This is a genomic window from Streptoverticillium reticulum (assembly GCF_047456005.1).
GTDB lineage: Bacteria > Actinomycetota > Actinomycetes > Streptomycetales > Streptomycetaceae > Streptomyces > Streptomyces reticulum.
On record NZ_CP179755.1, the window covers coordinates 4,633,015 to 4,651,079 of the forward strand.

Sequence of the window (18,065 nt, forward strand, 5' to 3'; positions counted from 1 at the left end):
CGGTGGATGGATGCGACCCAGCGAAGTTAGCGCCGTGGGCGGGGGTATGTCATTCGCGTCTCGCGTGACGGTCATGACACTCGCCTCCGGCAGCGGAAACCCTGAATTTCAGGCCTTCGGATTCGGGGTTTCCGCTGCCGGAACCTCGGCTAATCCACGGTCCACTTCAGCGGGTCCTTGTACCAGCCCCGGGAGTACGTCACCGTCGTCAGCTTCTGCCCGTCCGGCACAAGGTAGGGGGTGCAGAGCGTGTGCTCGTCGCCCTTCTGCCAGGTGGCGTCGAGGTCCTCGCTCTTGCAGTCCGACGGCCTGCTGCTCAGATCGCCGAACATGACCAGCAGCTTGGTGCCGGGAGCGCTTCCGGAGAGCGTCCCCACACTGGTCATGATCATGGGGCCCTGGACCGGTGCGTCACCGCCGACGAGCTTGGCGTTCACGTACACCCAGGCAATGGTCCGGCCCGCGTACTTGTCCTTGTCCTTCAGCTCGTCGAGATCCGACGGCTTGCCCATGACGACCTTCTGCGGCGTGATGGTGAACTTGCCTGCTTTTCCGCTGCGTTCGACGGTCTGCGCCTCGGCGCTCGGCTGCCCGAGCTTCAGCGGCTTCTGCGGTTTGTCGTCGCCCGCGGAGTTCGGGTGACCGCCGCTCACGCTGCTGCTGCTCCCGCCGCTCGCGTCGGCCGAGGAATCCCCGGCGTGGGTCACGATCTGGAAGACCAGGAACAGCACCCAGGCGACGGGGATCAACGCCGCCAGCACGACGGGTCGTCGACGCAGCGGCACCCCCGGGTCGAGCTGCGGTCCGGGCTGCCCCGGAACCGGCGGCGGCAGCTTGTTCAGCTTGGCCCTGACCGTGAGATTCCAGATGAGCGTGAAAGGGGTGATGGCGACCAGGGATATCGGACTCCACCACCCCTGCCACAGCGTCTTCCCGGTCATGTCGCGCAGCACGGCCGTACCGCAGTTCCGGCAGAAAGGGCCGCGCAGGCTCAGGAACCGCATCACGATGAGGATGCCCTGGTGCCCGCGCACGGTGGCGTCGACGGCGGGTATGCCACCACAGAGCCGGCAGGAGAGGTGCGGGTTGGGGGCCTGGGCAGCCTGCCCCCAGCCCGGCTGAACGGGTTGCTGCCCTTGGAACGGGCCCGGCTGCGGCTGAGGTTGCGGCTGAGGTTGTGGTTGCGGCGGGGTGGCCACTGATATCCCCCGGTTTTGTTGAGCGTGCAAAGTAACCGGGAATTTCTATCAGGGGCCGCCCCCGCGGCACGTGTGAGGCCTCAGCGGACGTAGTTCTTGAGGGCCTCCGTGTCGAGCGTGATGCCGACCGGGTCGGGGAGCATCACCTGCTCACCGAAGGGCGCGCGGTGGATGTCGCGGTAACAACCGCTCTCCCGGTCGGGGTTGATGTGGACCACGGCTTCGCAGGAGTTGCGATCGACGAGGAGATAGACGGGGATTCCTGCGGCGGCGTACGCGGCCGGCTTCTCCAGCCGGTCGCGGTTGTTGGTGTCACCGTCGAACGAGGTGATCTCGACGGTCATCAGGGCACCGTCTGGATCGGCCCACTCCCCCTGTCCGGCAAAGTGGCCGACCGGTGCGAGGACGCAGTCCGGGCGGGCCCGGCCCTTGCGGTATTCCCCGACCTTCAAGCCCTGCGTCGGATTCAGGTTGAGGCCGGGGCGGGTCTGCATGCACTGCCGGATCAGCCACATGATGATCTCCCCGTGATCCCCGTCCGCCACCAGCTTCTCCTCGATCCGTCCGTTGATGAACTCCAACGTGACGGTCTCGGGTGCCGTGGAGGCGATCTGCTCGAACTCCTCCACCAGCATGTGAGATGTGCGCTCGGCCATAACCGTCATGGTGCCCTCCCTTCCAGGCGAAGACCAGCTTTGCCGAACCGTCGGCGGGGTCTGATGCCCTTCCCCTCATGACTCCCCTGTTCGGGTGACGTGCCGGACATACCGCCCCGCCGCCTCACACATCTGCCTCAAACTCCTCCCCCCGCGCGGAGCGCAACAGCTCCATCGCCCGTGTCACGTCGAACGGCAGGATCGTCACCGCCACGTTCGGCAGTTGCTCCAGCACGCGGGCGATCTCGTTGCCCGTGTCGCGGTGCAACAGCCGTCCCAGGGGCGTCGAATGGGTGCGCCGTGGGATCAGCAGCGTCAGGGCCGTCGTGCCGTCCTCCGTCGTGCGGGCCGCCAGGTCCGCCACGGCGCGGCGCAGGCGGCGGTCGGGGCAGTTGACGAGTTCCAGGGGGACCGTCGTGCCGGGGGTCTCGTCCCAGCGGGACACCAGGCGCCGGGCCCGCGATTCGTCGATCATGAAGTGGACGGCCCGGACCTCGTCCGGGCGCAGCTCGTGGGCGTAGCGCAGGGCCTTGACAGTGGCCAGGTCGAGGCCGTCCACGAGGACGTACACCACGTGCCGGCGCCACCGCGGGCGGTCCGTCGTGAACGTGGGGACGTTCTCCAGCGCCTCGGCCTCCTCGCGGTACTGGCGGTTGATGCGGATCAGCGCCCAGACGCCGATCGGGAACACCACGACCACCAGCCAGGCGCCTTCCGTGAACTTGGTGATCGCGAAGATCACGACCACCATCGCGGAGGTCACGGCCGCGGCCAGGTTCACGCCGATCTTGATGCGGCGGTACGGCTCGTCGAGCCGCCAGTGGTGGGCGGTCATGCCGGCGGCCGCCATGGTGAAGCCGGTGAAGACGCCGATGGCGTACAGCGCGACGAGCTTGTCCACGCTGCTGCCCGTGACGAAGAGCAGCGCCAGGGAGACGACCGTGAGGCAGATGATGCCGTTGGAGAAGGCGAGGCGGTGGCCGCGCCGGGTCAGTTGGCGGGGGAGGAAGCGGTCCTCGGCGACGAAGCTGGCGAGGAACGGGAAGCCCGTGAAAGGGGTGTTGGCGCCCGTGTAGAGGATCAGGGCCGTCGCCAGCTGGACGTACACCAGGCCCGCCGTGCCCGCCCAGCTGCTGCCGAAGATGAGGTGGGCCTCCTGGGCGATGACGGTCGGGTTGCCGTCGACGTAGGGGATCGCGTGCGTGAAGTGCGCGAGCGTGGAGACGCCCAGCACCATGATGCCGAGGATGATGCTCATCGCGGTCAGCGTGCGGCGGGCGTTGATGCCCTGCGGGCTGCGGAAGGCGGAGACGCCGTTGGAGATCGCCTCCAGGCCGGTGAGCGAGGAGCCGCCGTTGGCGAACGAGCGCAGCACCATGAACAGCGAGGTGCCGTACAGCCAGCCGCTGCCGGACGTGCCGAGCGGGATGGCGCCGTGCGCGTGCACATTGGCGTGCGGCAGGCCGGTGGTCAGGGCGCGGACCAGGCCGACGGCCAGTATCAGGGCGACGGCCACCATGAAGAGGTAGGCCGGGGCGGCGAACGCTCTGCCCGCCTCGCGGATGCCGCGCAGGTTGCCGTACATCAGGACCACCACGACGCCCACGGTGATGGGGAGTTTGAGGTGGTCCATGCCCGTGTAGCCGTTGCCGACGAGGTGGGCGAGGGAGATCAGTGCGTCGGTCCCGGCGGCGGTCTGGACGGCGACGGTGACGATGTAGTCGACGAGCAGGGCGACGGCCGCGATCTGGGCGATGCGCGGCCCGAAGTTCTCGCGGGCGACGACGTACGAGCCGCCGGCGCGGGTGTAGACGGAGACGACGTCCCGGTAGGAGAGCGTCAGGAGGAGCAGGACGAGCAGGATCGCGCCGGTCACCGGCATCAGCAGCGTGAAGGCCGCCACGCCGACGACGGGTACGAGGATGCGCAGCATCTCCTCGGTGCCGTACGCGGTGGAGGAGATGCAGTCGGAGGCGAGGACGCCGAGTGCCAGGGGGTTGGAGAGTTTCTCCGCGGCGAGCTGCTCGGTGACGAGCGGGGGGCCGAGGAGACGGCGTTTGACGCGGTAGGCGAACCGGTCGCGGATGACGACGGGTGCGCCGTCCCCGTCGAGGGGCGCTTTTGAGTCGGCCATGGCCATATCAGAACGGTTCCCGGGCCGAAACACCGTCAGACGCCCCGGCCGGGCACCCGATTCGGGTGCCCGGCCGGAGCACGGCAGTGGTACGGACTAACCGACGACGGTCCATGTGTCGTTGCCCGCGAGGAGCGTGGCGAGGTCGCCCTTGCCCTGCTGTTCGACGGCGGCCTCCAGCTGGTCGGCCATGAGGGTGTCGTAGACGGGCCGGTCGACGCTGCGGAAGACGCCGATGGGCGTGTGGTGCAGCGTGGTCGGGTCCGCGAGGCGGGAGAGCGCGAACGCGGTGGTGGGGGACGCCGTGTGGGCGTCGTGCACCAGGATCTGCGTCTCGTTCTCCGCCGTCACGTCGACGACCTTCAGGTCGCCGGTGGCCGCATCGCGGACGACGCCCTTCGCGCCGTCGGTGCCGAAGCGGATGGGCTGCCCGTGTTCGAGGCGGATGACCGCCTCCTGCGCCTGTTGCCTGTCCTTCAGCGCTTCGAAGGCACCGTCGTTGAAGATGTTGCAGTTCTGGTAGATCTCCACCAGCGCGGTGCCCGGGTGGGCGGCCGCCTGGCGCAGCACCTCGGTGAGGTGCTTGCGGTCGGAGTCGACGGTGCGGGCGACGAAGGAGGCCTCCGCGCCGATCGCCAGCGACACCGGGTTGAACGGGGCGTCCAGCGAGCCCATCGGCGTCGACTTGGTGATCTTGCCGACCTCGGAGGTGGGGCTGTACTGGCCCTTGGTCAGGCCGTAGATCCGGTTGTTGAAGAGCAGGATCTTGAGGTTGACGTTGCGCCGGAGGGCGTGGATGAGGTGGTTGCCGCCGATGGACAGCGCGTCGCCGTCACCCGTGACCACCCAGACGCTCAGGTCCCGCCGGGAGGAGGCCAGGCCCGTGGCGATGGCCGGGGCGCGGCCGTGGATGGAGTGCATCCCGTAGGTGTTCATGTAGTACGGGAAGCGGGAGGAGCAGCCGATGCCGGAGACGAAGACGATGTTCTCCTTCGCCAGGCCGAGTTGGGGCATGAAGCCCTGCACGGCGGCGAGGATGGCGTAGTCGCCGCAGCCGGGGCACCAGCGCACTTCCTGGTCGGACTTGAAGTCCTTCATGGACTGCGCGGCTTCGGCCTTGGGCACCAGCTTGAGCGCCTCGACGGAGGAGACGGAGGACACGCCCTCCGAGAGCGTCTCAGTCATTGATGGCCTCCTTGAGCACATCGGCGAGCTGCTCGGCCTTGAACGGCATTCCGCTCACCTGGGTGTAGGAGCGGATGTCCTTCAGGTACTTCGCTCGCAGCAGGGTGGCGAGCTGACCGAGGTTCATCTCCGGCACGACCACCTTCTCGTAACGCCCCAGCACGTCCCCGAGGTTCCCCGGGAAGGGGTTGAGGTGGCGCAGGTGGGCCTGGGCGACGGTGCCGCCCGCGGCGCGCACGCGGCGCACGGCCGCCGTGATCGGCCCGTAGGTGGAGCCCCATCCCAGTACCAGTGTGGTGGCCTGGCCCGGGTCGTCGACTTCGATGTCGGGGACGGTGATGCCGTCGATCTTGGCCTGGCGGGTGCGGACCATGAAGTCGTGGTTGGCCGGGTCGTAGGAGATGTTGCCCGTGCCGTCCTGCTTCTCGATGCCGCCGATGCGGTGCTCCAGGCCCGGGGTGCCGGGCACGGCCCAGGGGCGGGCGAGGGTCTGCGGGTCGCGCTTGTACGGCCAGAAGACCTCGGTGCCGTCGGCGAGCTCGTGGTTGGGGGAGACGGCGAACTGCACCCGGAGATCCGGGAGTTCGTCCATCTCCGGGATCCGCCACGGCTCCGAGCCGTTGGCCAGGTAGCCGTCGGAGAGCAGGAAGACCGGGGTGCGGTAGGTGAGCGCGATGCGGGCTGCGTCGATGGCGGCGTCGAAGCAGTCGGCCGGGGTGCGCGGCGCCACGACGGGCACCGGCGCCTCGCCGTTGCGCCCGTACATCGCCTGCAGCAGGTCGGCCTGCTCGGTCTTGGTCGGCAGGCCGGTGGAGGGGCCGCCGCGCTGGATGTCGACGATCAGCAGCGGCAGTTCGAGCGAGACCGCGAGACCGATGGTCTCCGACTTCAGGGCGACGCCCGGGCCGGAGGTGGTGGTCACCGCGAGCGAGCCGCCGAACGCCGCGCCCAGGGCCGCGCCGATGCCCGCGATCTCGTCCTCGGCCTGGAAGGTGCGCACGCCGAAGTTCTTGTGCTTCGACAGCTCGTGGAGGATGTCGGAGGCCGGGGTGATCGGGTACGAGCCGAGGTAGAGCGGCAGGTCCGCCTGGCGGCCCGCGGCGATCAGGCCGTACGCGAGTGCCAGGTTGCCGGAGATGTTGCGGTAGGTGCCCGCGGGGAACGCGGAGGTCGCCGGGGCGACCTCGTAGGAGACCGCGAAGTCCTCCGTGGTCTCACCGAAGTTCCAGCCTGCCCGGAAGGCCGTCACGTTCGCCTCGGCGATGTCCGGCTTCTTCGCGAACTTCTTCCGCAGGAACGCCTCGGTGCTCTCGGTCGGCCGGTGGTACATCCACGACAGCAGACCGAGCGCGAACATGTTCTTGCTGCGCTCCGCCTCCTTGCGGGAGAGCCCGAACTCCTTGAGCGCCTCGATCGTCAGCGTCGTCAGCGGCACGGGGTGGACGCTGTAGCCGTCCAGGGTGCCGTCCTCCAGCGGACTGGAGTCGTAACCCACCTTCGCCATCGCCCGCTTGGCGAACTCGTCGGTGTTGACGATGATCTCGCCGCCGCGCGGCACGTCGCCCAGATTGGCCTTGAGCGCGGCCGGGTTCATCGCCACCAGCACGTTGGGCGCGTCGCCCGGGGTGAGGATGTCGTGGTCGGCGAAGTGCAGCTGGAACGAGGACACTCCCGGCAGGGTGCCTGCGGGGGCGCGGATCTCGGCGGGGAAGTTCGGCAGCGTCGACAGGTCGTTGCCGAAGGAGGCCGTCTCCGATGTGAAACGGTCCCCCGTGAGCTGCATGCCGTCACCCGAGTCGCCCGCGAACCGGATGATCACCCGGTCCAGCCGGCGGATCTCCTTGATGACCGGGTTCGCCCCGGGCGGGGAGTCCCCGCGGGGCTCGGCGGATTCGGCCTCTCCGGCCGGGCTGCTGACCTGGCTGGTCACTGCTTCGGACCTCCCTCATGGCGGCGCCGCGCCGGTGGTGGTGCCGAGCGGCGTTCCCATGGCCATCGTACGTGGGCAGGCCTTGGCCGACGGGGGAGGATCACGTGACCAAGGGTGGTGATCGGTGGGGCTTTGTCCGCATTTATCGCGGTCTCCTTGTGCCCCGCGCCCCCGGACCGGCGGGCTGCCCCGCTGGTCCTTTGGTCCCGGTCCCCTGGACGTAAGCCCTGAACCGGCCTTTCCGCTTGGCGCCGGGCGGTGCGTCCGACCAGGGGTTGCGGCTGCAATGTGACATTCCGTCAACCGGATGCGGGGCGGGCGCCCGCCCCGCTCAGGACCGGAGATAGGTCAGCACCGCGAGCACGCGCCGGTGATCCCCGTCACTCGGCGACAGGCCCAGCTTCAGGAAGATGTTGCTGACGTGCTTCTCCACGGCGCCGTCGCTCACCACCAACTGCCGTGCGATCGCGGAGTTCGTCCGCCCCTCGGCCATCAGCCCCAGCACCTCGCGCTCCCGCGGCGTGAGCCCGGCCAGCACATCCTGTTTGCGGCTGCGGCCCAGCAACTGGGCGACGACCTCGGGGTCCAGAGCCGTGCCGCCCCGGGCCACGCGCACCACCGCGTCCACGAACTCGCGGACCTCGGCGACCCGGTCCTTCAGCAGATAGCCCACGCCCCGCGTGCTGCCGGCCAGCAGCTCGGTCGCGTACTGCTCCTCCACGTACTGCGAGAGCACCAGTACACCCAGGTCCGGGTGCTCGCGACGCAGCTGGACGGCCGCGCGCACTCCTTCATCCGTATGCGTCGGCGGCATGCGGACGTCGGCGACCACCACATCGGGCAGGGCGTTCTCGTCCGCGAACTCCTTGATGGCCTTCAGCAGCGCCTCGGCGTCCCCCACACCCGCGACCACCTCGTGCCCCCGGTCGGTCAGCAGCCGGGTCAGGCCCTCCCGAAGCAGCACCGAATCCTCGGCGATGACCACCCGCACCCTGTCCTCCACGATCTCCGTCACGCTTCCAGCATCGCAGCAATCGCATCCCGGACGGGGGCCGCGCCCCGTTAAGGGGCGCGGGGCAGTTTCATCGTGCGGCTCCGCCGCGTGGGCGCGACCAGCCACGACGAACCCGCAGTGACTAACGATCCCGCCAGGGCAGCTCGGCCGTGACAACGGTCGGCCCGCCGACAGGCGAATCGACGACGAGCACCCCGTCGACGGATCCGAGCCGCTCGGCCAGCCCGGAAAGTCCGCCGCCCCCGGCGGTACCGGCGCCACCCTGCCCGTCGTCCCGCACCTGCAGCATGAGCCGCTCCCCGGACCGCCATATCTCCACGCGCCCCGCGCGTGCCCGGCTGTGCTTGCTGACGTTCTGCAGGAGTTCGGAGGCGGTGAAGTAGGCGATGCCCTCGATGGCGGGCGCGGGCCGGGTGTCCAGGTCGGCCGAGACGCTCACGGGGACGGTGCAGCGCGCGGCCAGCGCCGACAGGGCGGGGCCCAGGCCGCGGTCGGTGAGGATGGCGGGGTGGATGCCGCGGGCGAGGTCGCGCAGCTCCTGCAGGGCGAGCTTCACCTCGCCGTGCGCCTCGTCGACCATCCTCGCGGCGGCCTCGGGGTCGGCCGCCAGCTTCTCCTTGGCCAGGCCGAGGTCCATGGCGAGGGCGACGAGGCGGGCCTGGGCGCCGTCGTGCAGGTCGCGCTCGATGCGGCGCAGGTCGGCGGCGGCGGTGTCGACGGCGACGCCGCGGTCCTGCTCCAGCTCCGCCACCCGGGTCGCCAGCCGGGACGGGCCCAGCAGCCCCGTCACCAGCAGCCGGTCCACGTGGGCGAGGCCGCGGATCACCCACGGGGTGCCGAGCACCAGCAGCAGGCCGAGCGCGCAGGTCATCCCGATCGCGAAGGGGCCGCCGAGGTAGACGGCGTGCCCGCTGGAGTTGCCGTAGAGCTGGATGCCGGGCCGGCCGACGTAGGTGGGGAAGACCCACTGCCAGGCCGGGTACAGGAACAACGCCCAGCTGTACGTCCACAGCACCACCGAGACGGAGAACGCGAACACCGCCCACGGGAGGTGCAGCACCGCGTAGAGCAGGTGCCGCCACGACGTACCGCTCTTGAGCAGGGCCCCCACCCAGGCCATCGGGCTGCTGCGCCCGTCCTGGACGCGCGGCTTCACCGGCTCGGGCTCCGCGATCTCCAGGCGCAGCAGCGCCCGGGCCCGCGCGCGCTCCAGCACGCCGAACCCGCGCGCGCCCGCGAGGGCCAGCGCCAGCACCGGCACCCCGAGGAACGTGATCAGCAGGCCCGCGCCGAGGGCGGTCATCGTGACGGCGTAGGAGAAGAAGACGACGGCCAGCGGGAGGCCGAGCAGCAGGTGGAGGAACTCCCGCCAGGTGCGGCCCTCCAGCGGTGCGCGCAGCGCGGCGGGCACCCGGGGGCGGGGGGTGGTTGCGTGGTGGATCGCCATACCGTCCAGCCTCCCGGGAGGAGGGGGCGGGAACCATCCGGTAGGTCGGTGGACCGGGGGTGGGGATGTCCCTACCTTCGCGGACCTTCACGGGGGCCGCGCCCCGTAAGGGGCGCGGGGCAGTTTCATCGTGCGGCTCCGCCGCGTGGGCGCGACCAGCCACGACGAACCCGCAGTGATCAACGATCCCGCCAGGGCAGCTCGGCGGTGACGACCGTCGGCCCGCCGACGGGCGAGTCGACGACGAACACCCCGTCCACCGATCCCAGCCGCTCGGCGAGCCCGGCGAGGCCGGAGCCGGTCGCGGTGCTGGCACCGCCCTGCCCGTCGTCCCGCACCTGCACCATCAGCCGCTTGCCCGACCGCCACACCTCCACCCGCGCCGTGCGCGCCCCGCTGTGCTTGCTGATGTTCTGCAGGAGTTCGGAGACGGTGAAGTAGGCGATGCCCTCGACGGCGGGCGCGGGCCGGGTCTCCAGGTCGACGGAGACGGTCACCGGTACCGTGCAGCGGCCCGCCACCGAGGACAGGGCCGCGTCCAGGCCGCGGTCGGTGAGCACGGCCGGGTGGATGCCGCGGGCGAGGTCGCGCAGCTCCTGCAGGGCGAGCTTCACCTCGCCGTGCGCCTCGTCGACCATCTGCGCCGCCACCTCCGGGTCCTCCAGCAGCTTCTCCTTGGCCAGACCCAGCCCCATCGCGAGGGCGACGAGGCGGGCCTGGGCGCCGTCGTGCAGGTCGCGCTCGATGCGGCGCAGGTCGGCGGCCGCGGTGTCGACGACCACGCCGCGGTCCTGCTCCAGCTCCGCGATGCGCCGCTCCAGCTCGCCCGACGGGCACAGCAGGCCGCGCACCATGGCCCGGTCGACGTTGGTCAGCAGCCGGGCGAGGTGTCCCAGGAGCGGCCAGGCGACGAAGAGCGAGACCAGGGTGACGCTGAACGTGAGGACGCCCCAGGGCAGCCGGATGAACGCGTACAAGGTGCCGCGCCAGGCGACCGGGTCCTTCAGGGTCGTCCACAACCAGCCGAAGAACCCGCGGTTCGTGCGGCCGCGCGAGCGGGCCAGCGGGCTCGGCTCGTCGATGCGCAGGCCCAGCAGGCTGCGGGCCCGGCGCCGTTCCAGCCGGCCCAGCTGCCGGGCGCCCATCAGGCCGACGGCCAGCAGCGGCAGGCCCACGACGGTGATCGAGAGGCCGATGCCCGCGTAGAGCCACAGCGAGACGTAGACGAAGGCGACGACGGCCTCCGGCAGGTTGACCAGGAGGTGTGCGATTTCCTTCCACGTCCGCGCGTCGAACGCGAAGCGGGGCGGGGGCAGGCGGTCGTCGTCGGTGCTCATGCCCCTTAGCCTGCACGTCCCGAGTGGCCTGTCGCCATGGGGGCCGCGGGTGGTGAGGGGTGGGGAGAACCCCACCAGGGCCTAGACTCCCAGGCGTACAGATCGTCGAACAAACAGGACAGGGAGCGAGGGGCGGACGTGCCGGAGACGACCGTGCGCGCCGGTGGTGCCGACGTCCGGCTTGCCGCCGACTACTTCCACAGCTATTCCGTCGTCGGCCTCCTCGCGGTGATCGGAGTCCTCTTCGTCGCCGTGGCCTTCGGCGCCGGACGGCTGTTGCGGCCCGTGGTGCCGACGCCGGAGAAACTGCTGACGTACGAGTGCGGGGTGGACCCCGTCGGCGAGGGCTGGGCGCACACACAGGTGCGCTATTACGTGTACGCCTTCCTGTACGTGATCTTCGCGGTGGACTCGGTCTTCCTGTTCCCGTGGGCGACGGTCTTCGCCGCGCCGGGCTTCGGCGGCGCCACGCTCGTGGAGATGTTCGTCTTCCTCGGCTTCCTCGCCGTCGGTCTGCTGTATGCATGGAAGAAGGGCGTCCTGGAATGGACGTGACACCTGTGACCTCCGTCGACCTCCCCGAGCCCCGCCGTCTGGGGACCCTGGCCCGGCTGGCGCCCGAACCCATGAAGGTGATCCTGAACTGGGGCCGCCGCTACAGCCTCTGGGTCTTCAACTTCGGCCTGGCCTGCTGCGCGATCGAGTTCATCGCCGCGTCGATGGCCCGGCACGACTTCATCCGCCTCGGCGTCATCCCGTTCGCGCCCGGCCCGCGGCAGGCGGACCTCATGATCGTCTCCGGCACGGTGACGGACAAGATGGCCCCGGCCGTGAAGCGGCTGTACGAGCAGATGCCCGAGCCGAAGTACGTGATCTCCTTCGGCGCCTGTTCGAACTGCGGCGGCCCGTACTGGGACTCGTACTCCGTGACGAAGGGCGTGGACCAGATCATCCCCGTCGACGTCTACGTGCCCGGCTGCCCGCCGCGCCCCGAGGCGCTGCTGCAGGGCATCCTCAAGCTCCAGGAGAAGATCGCCGAGGAGTCGCTCGGCAAGCGGTACACCACCGACGCGCCGGTCGCGGCGCTGCGCAGCGGCCTGGTGACCCCGCCGCCGGCCCCGGGCACCGGGGGGCGGTCCTGATGACGGCCGTCGGCTGGCTGCCGGAAGCCCCCGAGGAGCTCTTCGGCGCGGGTGCGACCGCGGAGGAGGCGTACGGCCTGCTCACGGTGGACGTTCCCGCGGAGTCCTGGATCACCGCGCTGGAGACCGCCCGCGACCGGCTGGGCTGCACGTTCTTCGACTGGCTGAGCGCCGTGGACGAGCCCGGCACGGGCTTCCGCGTGTCCGCGCACGTGGTCGGCCTGCCGGGCAGGGGCACGGTGCACCGCCTCCTGGTCCGCACGACGGTGCCGCACGAGGCGCCGGTCCTCCCGACCGCGATCGGCGTGTACGCCGGTGCGGAGTGGCACGAGCGCGAGACGCACGAAATGTTCGGCGTGGACTTCACGGGCCACCCGCACCTGGTCCCGCTCCTCCTCCCCGAGGGCTTCGAGGGTCACCCCCTGCGCAAGGACTTCGTCCTGGCGGCACGGGTGGCCAAGGCCTGGCCGGGCGCGAAGGAGCCGGGCGAGGCGGCGGAGGGCGGCCCGAAGCGCCGCCAGATGCTCCCGCCGGGCGTCCCCGACCCCAACGAATGGGGCCCCCTGAAGGGCCAGCTCCCCCCGGCCCCGGCCCGCCCGGCCCGCCGCACCGCTGCCGCTGGGGCCTCGGCGGAAGGGGCGGCACCGGTGCGCCGGGCGCGGAGCGCCGGCGAGGGCTCGGCGAGCCAGGCGGCTGCCCCCGCGCGGCGGGCGCGGAGCGCGAGCGAGGGCTCTGCGAGCCAGGCGACGGAGGGCGCGGCCGCCCCTGCCCGGCGGGCGCGGAGCGCGAGCGAGGGCTCTGCGAGCCAGGCGGCTGCCGCCCCGGCGCGCCGCACCCGCAGCGCGGCCGACGGCTCGGCGAGTCAGCAGCCCACCACGGCAGAACCGCGCCCTGCGACCCGCCCGCAGGCGTCGGACGCCCCGTGGCACCACGCCCGCCCGGCCTTCGACGAGCCCGAACAGCCTGCGGCGGCAACGCCCGAACCGGTTGCCGACGCACCCGAGTCGGCTGGCGCACCGGATACGGCGCCCGAACCGGCCGCAGGCGAACCGGCGGAGCCGCGTACCCCGAACCGGCCAGCCGCAGGCGAACCGGCGGAGCCCACGGCCCCGGCCGCCGCCCCGGCGTCCGAGCCGGCCCAGGACGAACCCACCGCAGGCGAGCCCGACGACAACCGCCGTGAGGACGCCCCCGCCGGGGGCTCCGCAACGGCCCCCGGGCCCGCCGCAGGCGACCCGGCCACGGCGCCGGAGCCGCGTACCTCCGGCGAGCCGCCGGAGCCGGGAACCCCGGATCGGCCCGCCGCAGGCGAGCCGGCGGCAGCCGAACAGCCCGCCGCAGGCGAGCCGGTGAAGCCGAGCGCCCCGATCCGGCCCGCCGCAGGCGACCCCGCCACGGCGCCGGAGCCGAGCACCCCCGACCAGCCCGCCGCAGGCGAACCGGTCGGGAACCCCCCGGAGCGGGACCCCGAGTCCGACCCCGGGCCCGCCGCAGGCGAACCCGGTACGGACGGAACCCGTCAGCACAACCCCGCCGGAGGCGACACCGTATGAGTGGCACTCTCGACGTCGTCCTGCGCCTGCTCGCCGTGTTCGTCGCGTTCATCGCGCTGCCGCTGATCGTCGGGCAGACCGAGCACAAGGTCATGGCCCACATGCAGGGGCGCCTCGGGCCCATGTACGCCGGCGGGTTCCACGGGTGGGCGCAGCTCGTCGCCGACGGCGTGAAGTTCGTGCAGAAGGAGGACGTCGTCCCCGCGGGAGCGGACCGGCGGATCTTCCAGCTCGCGCCCGTGGTCGCGCTCCTGCCGTACCTGCTCGTGCTCATCGCGATCCCGGTCGGACCGGGCAACGCCGTGGGGCAGTTCGTGGACGCGGGGATCTTCTTCGTCCTCGCCGTCATGGGCGTCGGCGTCCTCGGCTCGCTGATGGCCGGCTGGGCGTCGGCCAACAAGTTCTCCCTGCTCGGCGGTCTGCGCACCGCCGCCCAGCTGATGGCGTACGAGCTGCCGATGCTGCTCGCCGCGGCCTCGGTCGCGATGGCGGCCGGCACCGTGTCACTGCCGGGCATCGTGGAGGCCTTCCACTGGTGGTGGGTGCCCTGGCAGATCGTCGGCGGGCTGGTCTTCTTCACGGCCGGCCTGGCCGAGCTGCAGCGGCCCCCGTTCGACATGCCGGTCGCCGACTCGGAGATCATCTTCGGCGCGTACACCGAGTACACCGGTCTGCGCTTCGCGATGTTCCTGCTCGCCGAGTTCGCGGGCATCGTGGTCCTCTGCGCCCTGACGGCCGTCCTCTTCCTCGGCGGCTGGCACGGCCCCTTCGGGGCCGACGGCCTCGGCTGGCTGTGGACGCTGCTCAAGACGGCCGTGCTCGCCTTCGTCGTGATCTGGCTGCGCGTGAGCTATCCGCGGCTGCGCGAGGACCAGCTGCAGAAGCTGGCCTGGACCGTGCTCATCCCGCTCGCGCTCGCGCAGATCGCGCTGACCGGCATCGTGAAGGTGGCGATCCAGTAATGCCCGTCCCCGGCTCCGGCCTCGCCAAGGGCCTCGCCGTCACGCTCCGGACGATGACCCGGCGCTCGGTCACCGCCCAGTACCCGGACGTGCAGCCCGAACTGTCCCCCCGCACCCGCGGGGTCATCGGCCTGTTCGAGGAGAACTGCACCGTCTGCATGCTGTGCGCCCGCGAGTGCCCGGACTGGTGCATCTACATCGACTCCCACAAGGAGACCGTCCCCGCGGCCACCCCCGGCGGCCGCGAACGCAGCCGGAACGTCCTCGACCGCTTCGCGATCGACTTCGCCCTGTGCATGTACTGCGGCATCTGCATCGAGGTGTGCCCCTTCGACGCCCTGTTCTGGTCGCCGGAGTTCGAGTACGCCGAGACGGACATCCACGAGCTCACGCACGAACGCGACCGGCTCCGCGAGTGGATGTGGACGGTGCCCGAGCCGCCCGCGCTCGACCCGGCGGCCGAGGAGCCGAAGGAGATCGCGGCCGCCCGCAAAACGGCCGAGAAACTGGCGGCACAGCAACAGGCAGCACAGGAACAGCAGGAGGGAGACGCATGACCACCGCCCCCGCGCTCGCCGCGCAGGCGCCCGGCTTCCTCTCCCCGTCCGGCGTCGAGGTCGCCTTCCTCCTGGTCGGCGTCGTCACCCTCGGCGCGGCCCTCGTCACCGTCACCACCCGGCAGCTGGTGCACGCCGCCCTGTGGCTGGTGGTGACGCTCGGTGGGCTCGCCGTGGAGTACCTGCTGCTGACGGCGGAGTTCATTGCCTGGGTGCAGGTGTTGATCTACGTCGGCTCCGTCGTCGTGCTCCTCCTCTTCGGGCTGATGCTCACCAAGGCCCCCATCGGCCGCTCCCCGGACGCCGATTCGGACAACCGGTGGGCCGCCCTCACGGTGGCCGTCGCGGCCGCCGCCGCGCTCGTCTGGGTCGTCGTGGACGCCTTCCGCACGACCTGGATCGATCTGCGCGGATCCCCGCAGGGCACCACCGCGGTCACCGGCGACATCCTCTTCCGGCACTGGGTGCTGCCGTTCGAGGCCCTGTCCGTCCTGCTGCTCGCCGCGCTGGTCGGCGCGATCGTCCTGTCCCGCAAGGGACGCGAAGAAAGACGCGGAGAAAGCGGAGAAAGCGGAGAAGGGGAGCAGCCCTGATGCATCTCGTCTATCCCGCCGTCCTCGCCGCCCTCCTCTTCTGTGTGGGCCTCTACGGCGTGCTCGCCCGGCGCAACGCGATCCTGGTCCTGATGTCCGTCGAGCTGATGCTCAACGCCGTCAACCTCAACCTCGTCGCCTTCGACGTGTGGCTGCGCGACACGCTCCACGCCGGGCAGGCGCTCACCCTCTTCGTCATCGCCGTCGCCGCCGCCGAGATCGGCATCGGCCTGGCCATCGTCCTGCTCGTCCACCGCAACCGCGGCACCGCCGACATCGACCGGCTCCGCGACCTCAAGGAGACGCCGGACGACCGCCCCGAACGACCCGAGCAGGACCAGCAGAAGGCGGAGGCCGCCGCGTGACGACCACGACCACCGCCGTTCTCGTCCCCCTGCTGCCCTTCCTCGGCGCCGTCGCGGGCCTGCTCACCGGCCGCCGCGCGCCCGGGTTCGTCCGGCCGCTCGCCGTGCTGCCGACCGTGGCCGCGGCCGTGCTGGCCGTCGTCGTGGCCTGGCAGCAGGGCGGCGGCAGGGCGATCGACGCGGCCACCCGGCTCACCCCGACCGGCTCCGTGCCCATCGACCTCGCCCTGCACCTGGACGGCTTCTCCGTGCTCGCCGCCGTCCTCGTCGGCGTCGTCGCCTCCTGCGTCCAGCTGTACTCGACGGCCTACCTGCGCAACGACCCGCGCTACGCCTCCTACGCTGCCCTCGTCTCCCTCTTCACCTCCGCGATGCTGCTCGTCGTCTACTCCGGCGACCTGATGGTGCTGCTGGTCGGCTGGGAGGTCATGGGCATCTGCTCGTACTTCCTCGTCGGCCACTACTGGGAGACCAAGGAGGCGCGCGAGGCGTCCCTCAAGGCCTTCCTGGTCACCAAGCTCGGCGACGTCCCCTTCCTGATCGGCATCTTCGCGCTGGCCGCCGACGCCGGGACGTTCCGGATCAACGGCATCCTCACCGCCGCCGCGAACGGCGGCCTCGCGCACCCGACGCTGGTCGCGCTGCTGCTGCTCGCCGGAGTCGCGGGCAAGTCCGCGCAGTTCCCGCTGCACACCTGGCTGCCCGACGCGATGGCCGGCCCCACCCCGGTGTCCGCGCTGATCCACGCCGCGACGATGGTCGCCGCCGGTGTGTACGTCGTCGCCCGGCTGCTGCCCGTCTTCACCGCCTCCACGGCCGCACTCGTCGTGCTCGCCGTGATGGCCGCCGTCACCATGGTCGGCTCGGCGCTCGCCGCGCTCGCGCAGGACGACATCAAGCGCGTCCTCGCCTACTCGACCATCGGCCAGCTCGGCTACATGACCGGCGCCCTCGCCGTCGGCGACCGCAGCGCCGCCGTCTTCCACCTCCTCACGCACGGTGCGTTCAAGGCGCTCCTCTTCCTCGGGGCGGGCGTGATCATCCACGCCGCCGGCACCAACTCGCTGTCCGCGATGGCCCGCACGGGCGGCCTCGCCCGGCGCATCCCGGACGCGTACTGGACGATGACCGTCGCCCTGCTCGCGCTCGCCGCGATCCCTCCGTTCAGCGGCTTCTTCTCCAAGGAAGCCGTCCTCGGCGCCGCGGAGCACGCCGCCCGCGGCGAGGCGCACGGCATCCCCGGCGCGGCCGGCTGGACCGTGCTGGCCGCAGGGCTGCTCACCGCCCTGCTCACCGCCGCCTACGCCGGCCGCCTCTGGCTCATGGCCTTCCGCGGCACCGGCCCCGAGGCCGCGGACCACGGCCGGGAGCCCGTCGCCATAAATGCGGTGCTCTGGGTGCTGTTCGTGCCGGCCCTCGCGCTGGGCCTGGCCGCCTGGAAGCTGCCCGACTGGTTCGGCGGACACGCGCTGACCCCGACCCTCACCACCTCCGTCCTCGGTACCGGTTGCGCCCTGCTGGGCCTGGCCGCCGTCTACGCAGCGTGGCGCCGCTCCCGCGCGGTCACCGCGGCCGTCCCCATGGGCGCCGTGGCCGCCGACCCGGACGCCGCCCCCTACGTGTCCGAGACGGAGACCATCGCCACCCACGAGCAGGCCTACGGCAGCGTCGCGGGCGCGCAGGACCCGGGCGACCCCGGCCGGCTGCTGCTCGGCCCCCTGCACCGGCACGCCGCCACCGGCTTCCACCTCGACGCCGTGTACTCCGCGCTGTTCGTCCGGCCCACCCGCGCCGCCGCCCGCCTGGCACAGTTCCTCGACCGTGAGGTCGTCGAGACCTACGTGCGCGGTGCCGCCTCCGCCCCCGGGCTGCTCGGTGCCGCCGTGCGCCGGGCGCAGACCGGCAATGTGCAGACCTACCTCGGTGCCCTGTTCGCCGGCTCCGTCGTCCTGGCCGTCGCCGCCGTTCTCGTAGCCACCGGAGCCTGACC

The 18,065-nt window shown here is 71.5% G+C and carries 16 protein-coding genes; 8 read left to right on the top strand and 8 right to left on the bottom strand.

All coding sequences use genetic code 11. From position 1 onward, the window contains the following. Positions 1-149 precede the first annotated feature (149 nt). The 8 genes from ACMATS_RS21095 to ACMATS_RS21130 all read right to left on the bottom strand — a co-directional run bounded on the left by ACMATS_RS21095 (position 150) and on the right by ACMATS_RS21130 (position 10,903). On the bottom strand, positions 150-1,004 hold the full coding sequence (locus tag ACMATS_RS21095) for a hypothetical protein (protein ID WP_414168712.1): 855 nt from the start codon (positions 1,002-1,004) through the stop codon (positions 150-152). Between the two features lie 275 nt (positions 1,005-1,279). Beyond that, the gene (locus tag ACMATS_RS21100; RefSeq protein ID WP_414168713.1) at positions 1,280-1,864 is read right to left on the bottom strand and encodes a Uma2 family endonuclease; all 585 of its coding nucleotides are present in this window, start codon (positions 1,862-1,864) and stop codon (positions 1,280-1,282) included. Between the two features lie 115 nt (positions 1,865-1,979). Continuing rightward, positions 1,980-3,989: an APC family permease gene (locus tag ACMATS_RS21105; protein ID WP_414168714.1), complete on the bottom strand. Its 2,010-nt coding sequence runs from the start codon at positions 3,987-3,989 to the stop codon at positions 1,980-1,982. A gap of 96 nt (positions 3,990-4,085) precedes the next feature. Next, the gene (locus ACMATS_RS21110) at positions 4,086-5,174 is read right to left on the bottom strand and encodes a 2-oxoacid:ferredoxin oxidoreductase subunit beta (RefSeq protein WP_414168715.1); all 1,089 of its coding nucleotides are present in this window, start codon (positions 5,172-5,174) and stop codon (positions 4,086-4,088) included. Continuing rightward, positions 5,167-7,104, bottom strand: a complete 1,938-nt coding sequence (locus ACMATS_RS21115; RefSeq protein ID WP_414168716.1) for a 2-oxoacid:acceptor oxidoreductase subunit alpha — start codon at positions 7,102-7,104, stop codon at positions 5,167-5,169. The genes ACMATS_RS21110 and ACMATS_RS21115 overlap by 8 nt, the downstream gene beginning before the upstream one ends. Positions 7,105-7,435: 331 nt before the next feature. Next, a complete protein-coding gene (locus ACMATS_RS21120) occupies positions 7,436-8,107 on the bottom strand; it encodes a response regulator (RefSeq protein WP_390780834.1) in 672 nt (223 codons plus the stop codon). A gap of 133 nt (positions 8,108-8,240) precedes the next feature. Beyond that, on the bottom strand, positions 8,241-9,566 hold the full coding sequence (locus ACMATS_RS21125) for a sensor histidine kinase (protein ID WP_414168717.1): 1,326 nt from the start codon (positions 9,564-9,566) through the stop codon (positions 8,241-8,243). Positions 9,567-9,745: 179 nt separating this feature from the next. Continuing rightward, entirely contained in the window at positions 9,746-10,903 is a 1,158-nt protein-coding gene (locus tag ACMATS_RS21130) for a sensor histidine kinase (protein WP_390780767.1), read from the bottom strand. 138 nt (positions 10,904-11,041) lie between these two features. Between ACMATS_RS21130 and ACMATS_RS21135 the strand changes: the two genes are divergently transcribed. The 8 genes from ACMATS_RS21135 to ACMATS_RS21170 are packed head-to-tail and all read left to right on the top strand — an operon-like array spanning position 11,042 to position 18,063. After that, positions 11,042-11,458: an NADH-quinone oxidoreductase subunit A gene (locus tag ACMATS_RS21135; RefSeq protein ID WP_336413104.1), complete on the top strand. Its 417-nt coding sequence runs from the start codon at positions 11,042-11,044 to the stop codon at positions 11,456-11,458. Further along, complete coding sequence (locus tag ACMATS_RS21140) at positions 11,449-12,045, top strand: NADH-quinone oxidoreductase subunit B (RefSeq protein ID WP_336413103.1); 597 nt, start codon at positions 11,449-11,451, stop codon at positions 12,043-12,045. Before ACMATS_RS21135 ends, ACMATS_RS21140 begins: the two co-directional genes overlap by 10 nt. After that, a complete protein-coding gene (locus ACMATS_RS21145) occupies positions 12,045-13,598 on the top strand; it encodes an NADH-quinone oxidoreductase subunit C (protein WP_414168718.1) in 1,554 nt (517 codons plus the stop codon). The genes ACMATS_RS21140 and ACMATS_RS21145 overlap by 1 nt, the downstream gene beginning before the upstream one ends. Then, on the top strand, positions 13,595-14,560 hold the full coding sequence (locus ACMATS_RS21150) for a complex I subunit 1/NuoH family protein (RefSeq protein ID WP_390780769.1): 966 nt from the start codon (positions 13,595-13,597) through the stop codon (positions 14,558-14,560). Before ACMATS_RS21145 ends, ACMATS_RS21150 begins: the two co-directional genes overlap by 4 nt. Beyond that, complete coding sequence (locus tag ACMATS_RS21155) at positions 14,560-15,117, top strand: NuoI/complex I 23 kDa subunit family protein (RefSeq protein WP_414168719.1); 558 nt, start codon at positions 14,560-14,562, stop codon at positions 15,115-15,117. Before ACMATS_RS21150 ends, ACMATS_RS21155 begins: the two co-directional genes overlap by 1 nt. Then, positions 15,114-15,710 (top strand): NADH-quinone oxidoreductase subunit J, encoded by a 597-nt coding sequence (locus ACMATS_RS21160; protein ID WP_414168720.1) that lies wholly within the window; start codon positions 15,114-15,116, stop codon positions 15,708-15,710. The genes ACMATS_RS21155 and ACMATS_RS21160 overlap by 4 nt, the downstream gene beginning before the upstream one ends. Further along, on the top strand, positions 15,710-16,075 hold the full coding sequence (gene nuoK, locus ACMATS_RS21165; protein WP_171082652.1) for an NADH-quinone oxidoreductase subunit NuoK: 366 nt from the start codon (positions 15,710-15,712) through the stop codon (positions 16,073-16,075). The genes ACMATS_RS21160 and nuoK overlap by 1 nt, the downstream gene beginning before the upstream one ends. Next, positions 16,072-18,063 carry an NADH-quinone oxidoreductase subunit L gene (locus ACMATS_RS21170; RefSeq protein WP_414168721.1) on the top strand — a complete coding sequence of 664 codons (1,992 nt, stop codon included), beginning with the start codon at positions 16,072-16,074 and terminating at the stop codon, positions 18,061-18,063. Before nuoK ends, ACMATS_RS21170 begins: the two co-directional genes overlap by 4 nt. The last annotated feature ends 2 nt before the right edge of the window (positions 18,064-18,065 follow it).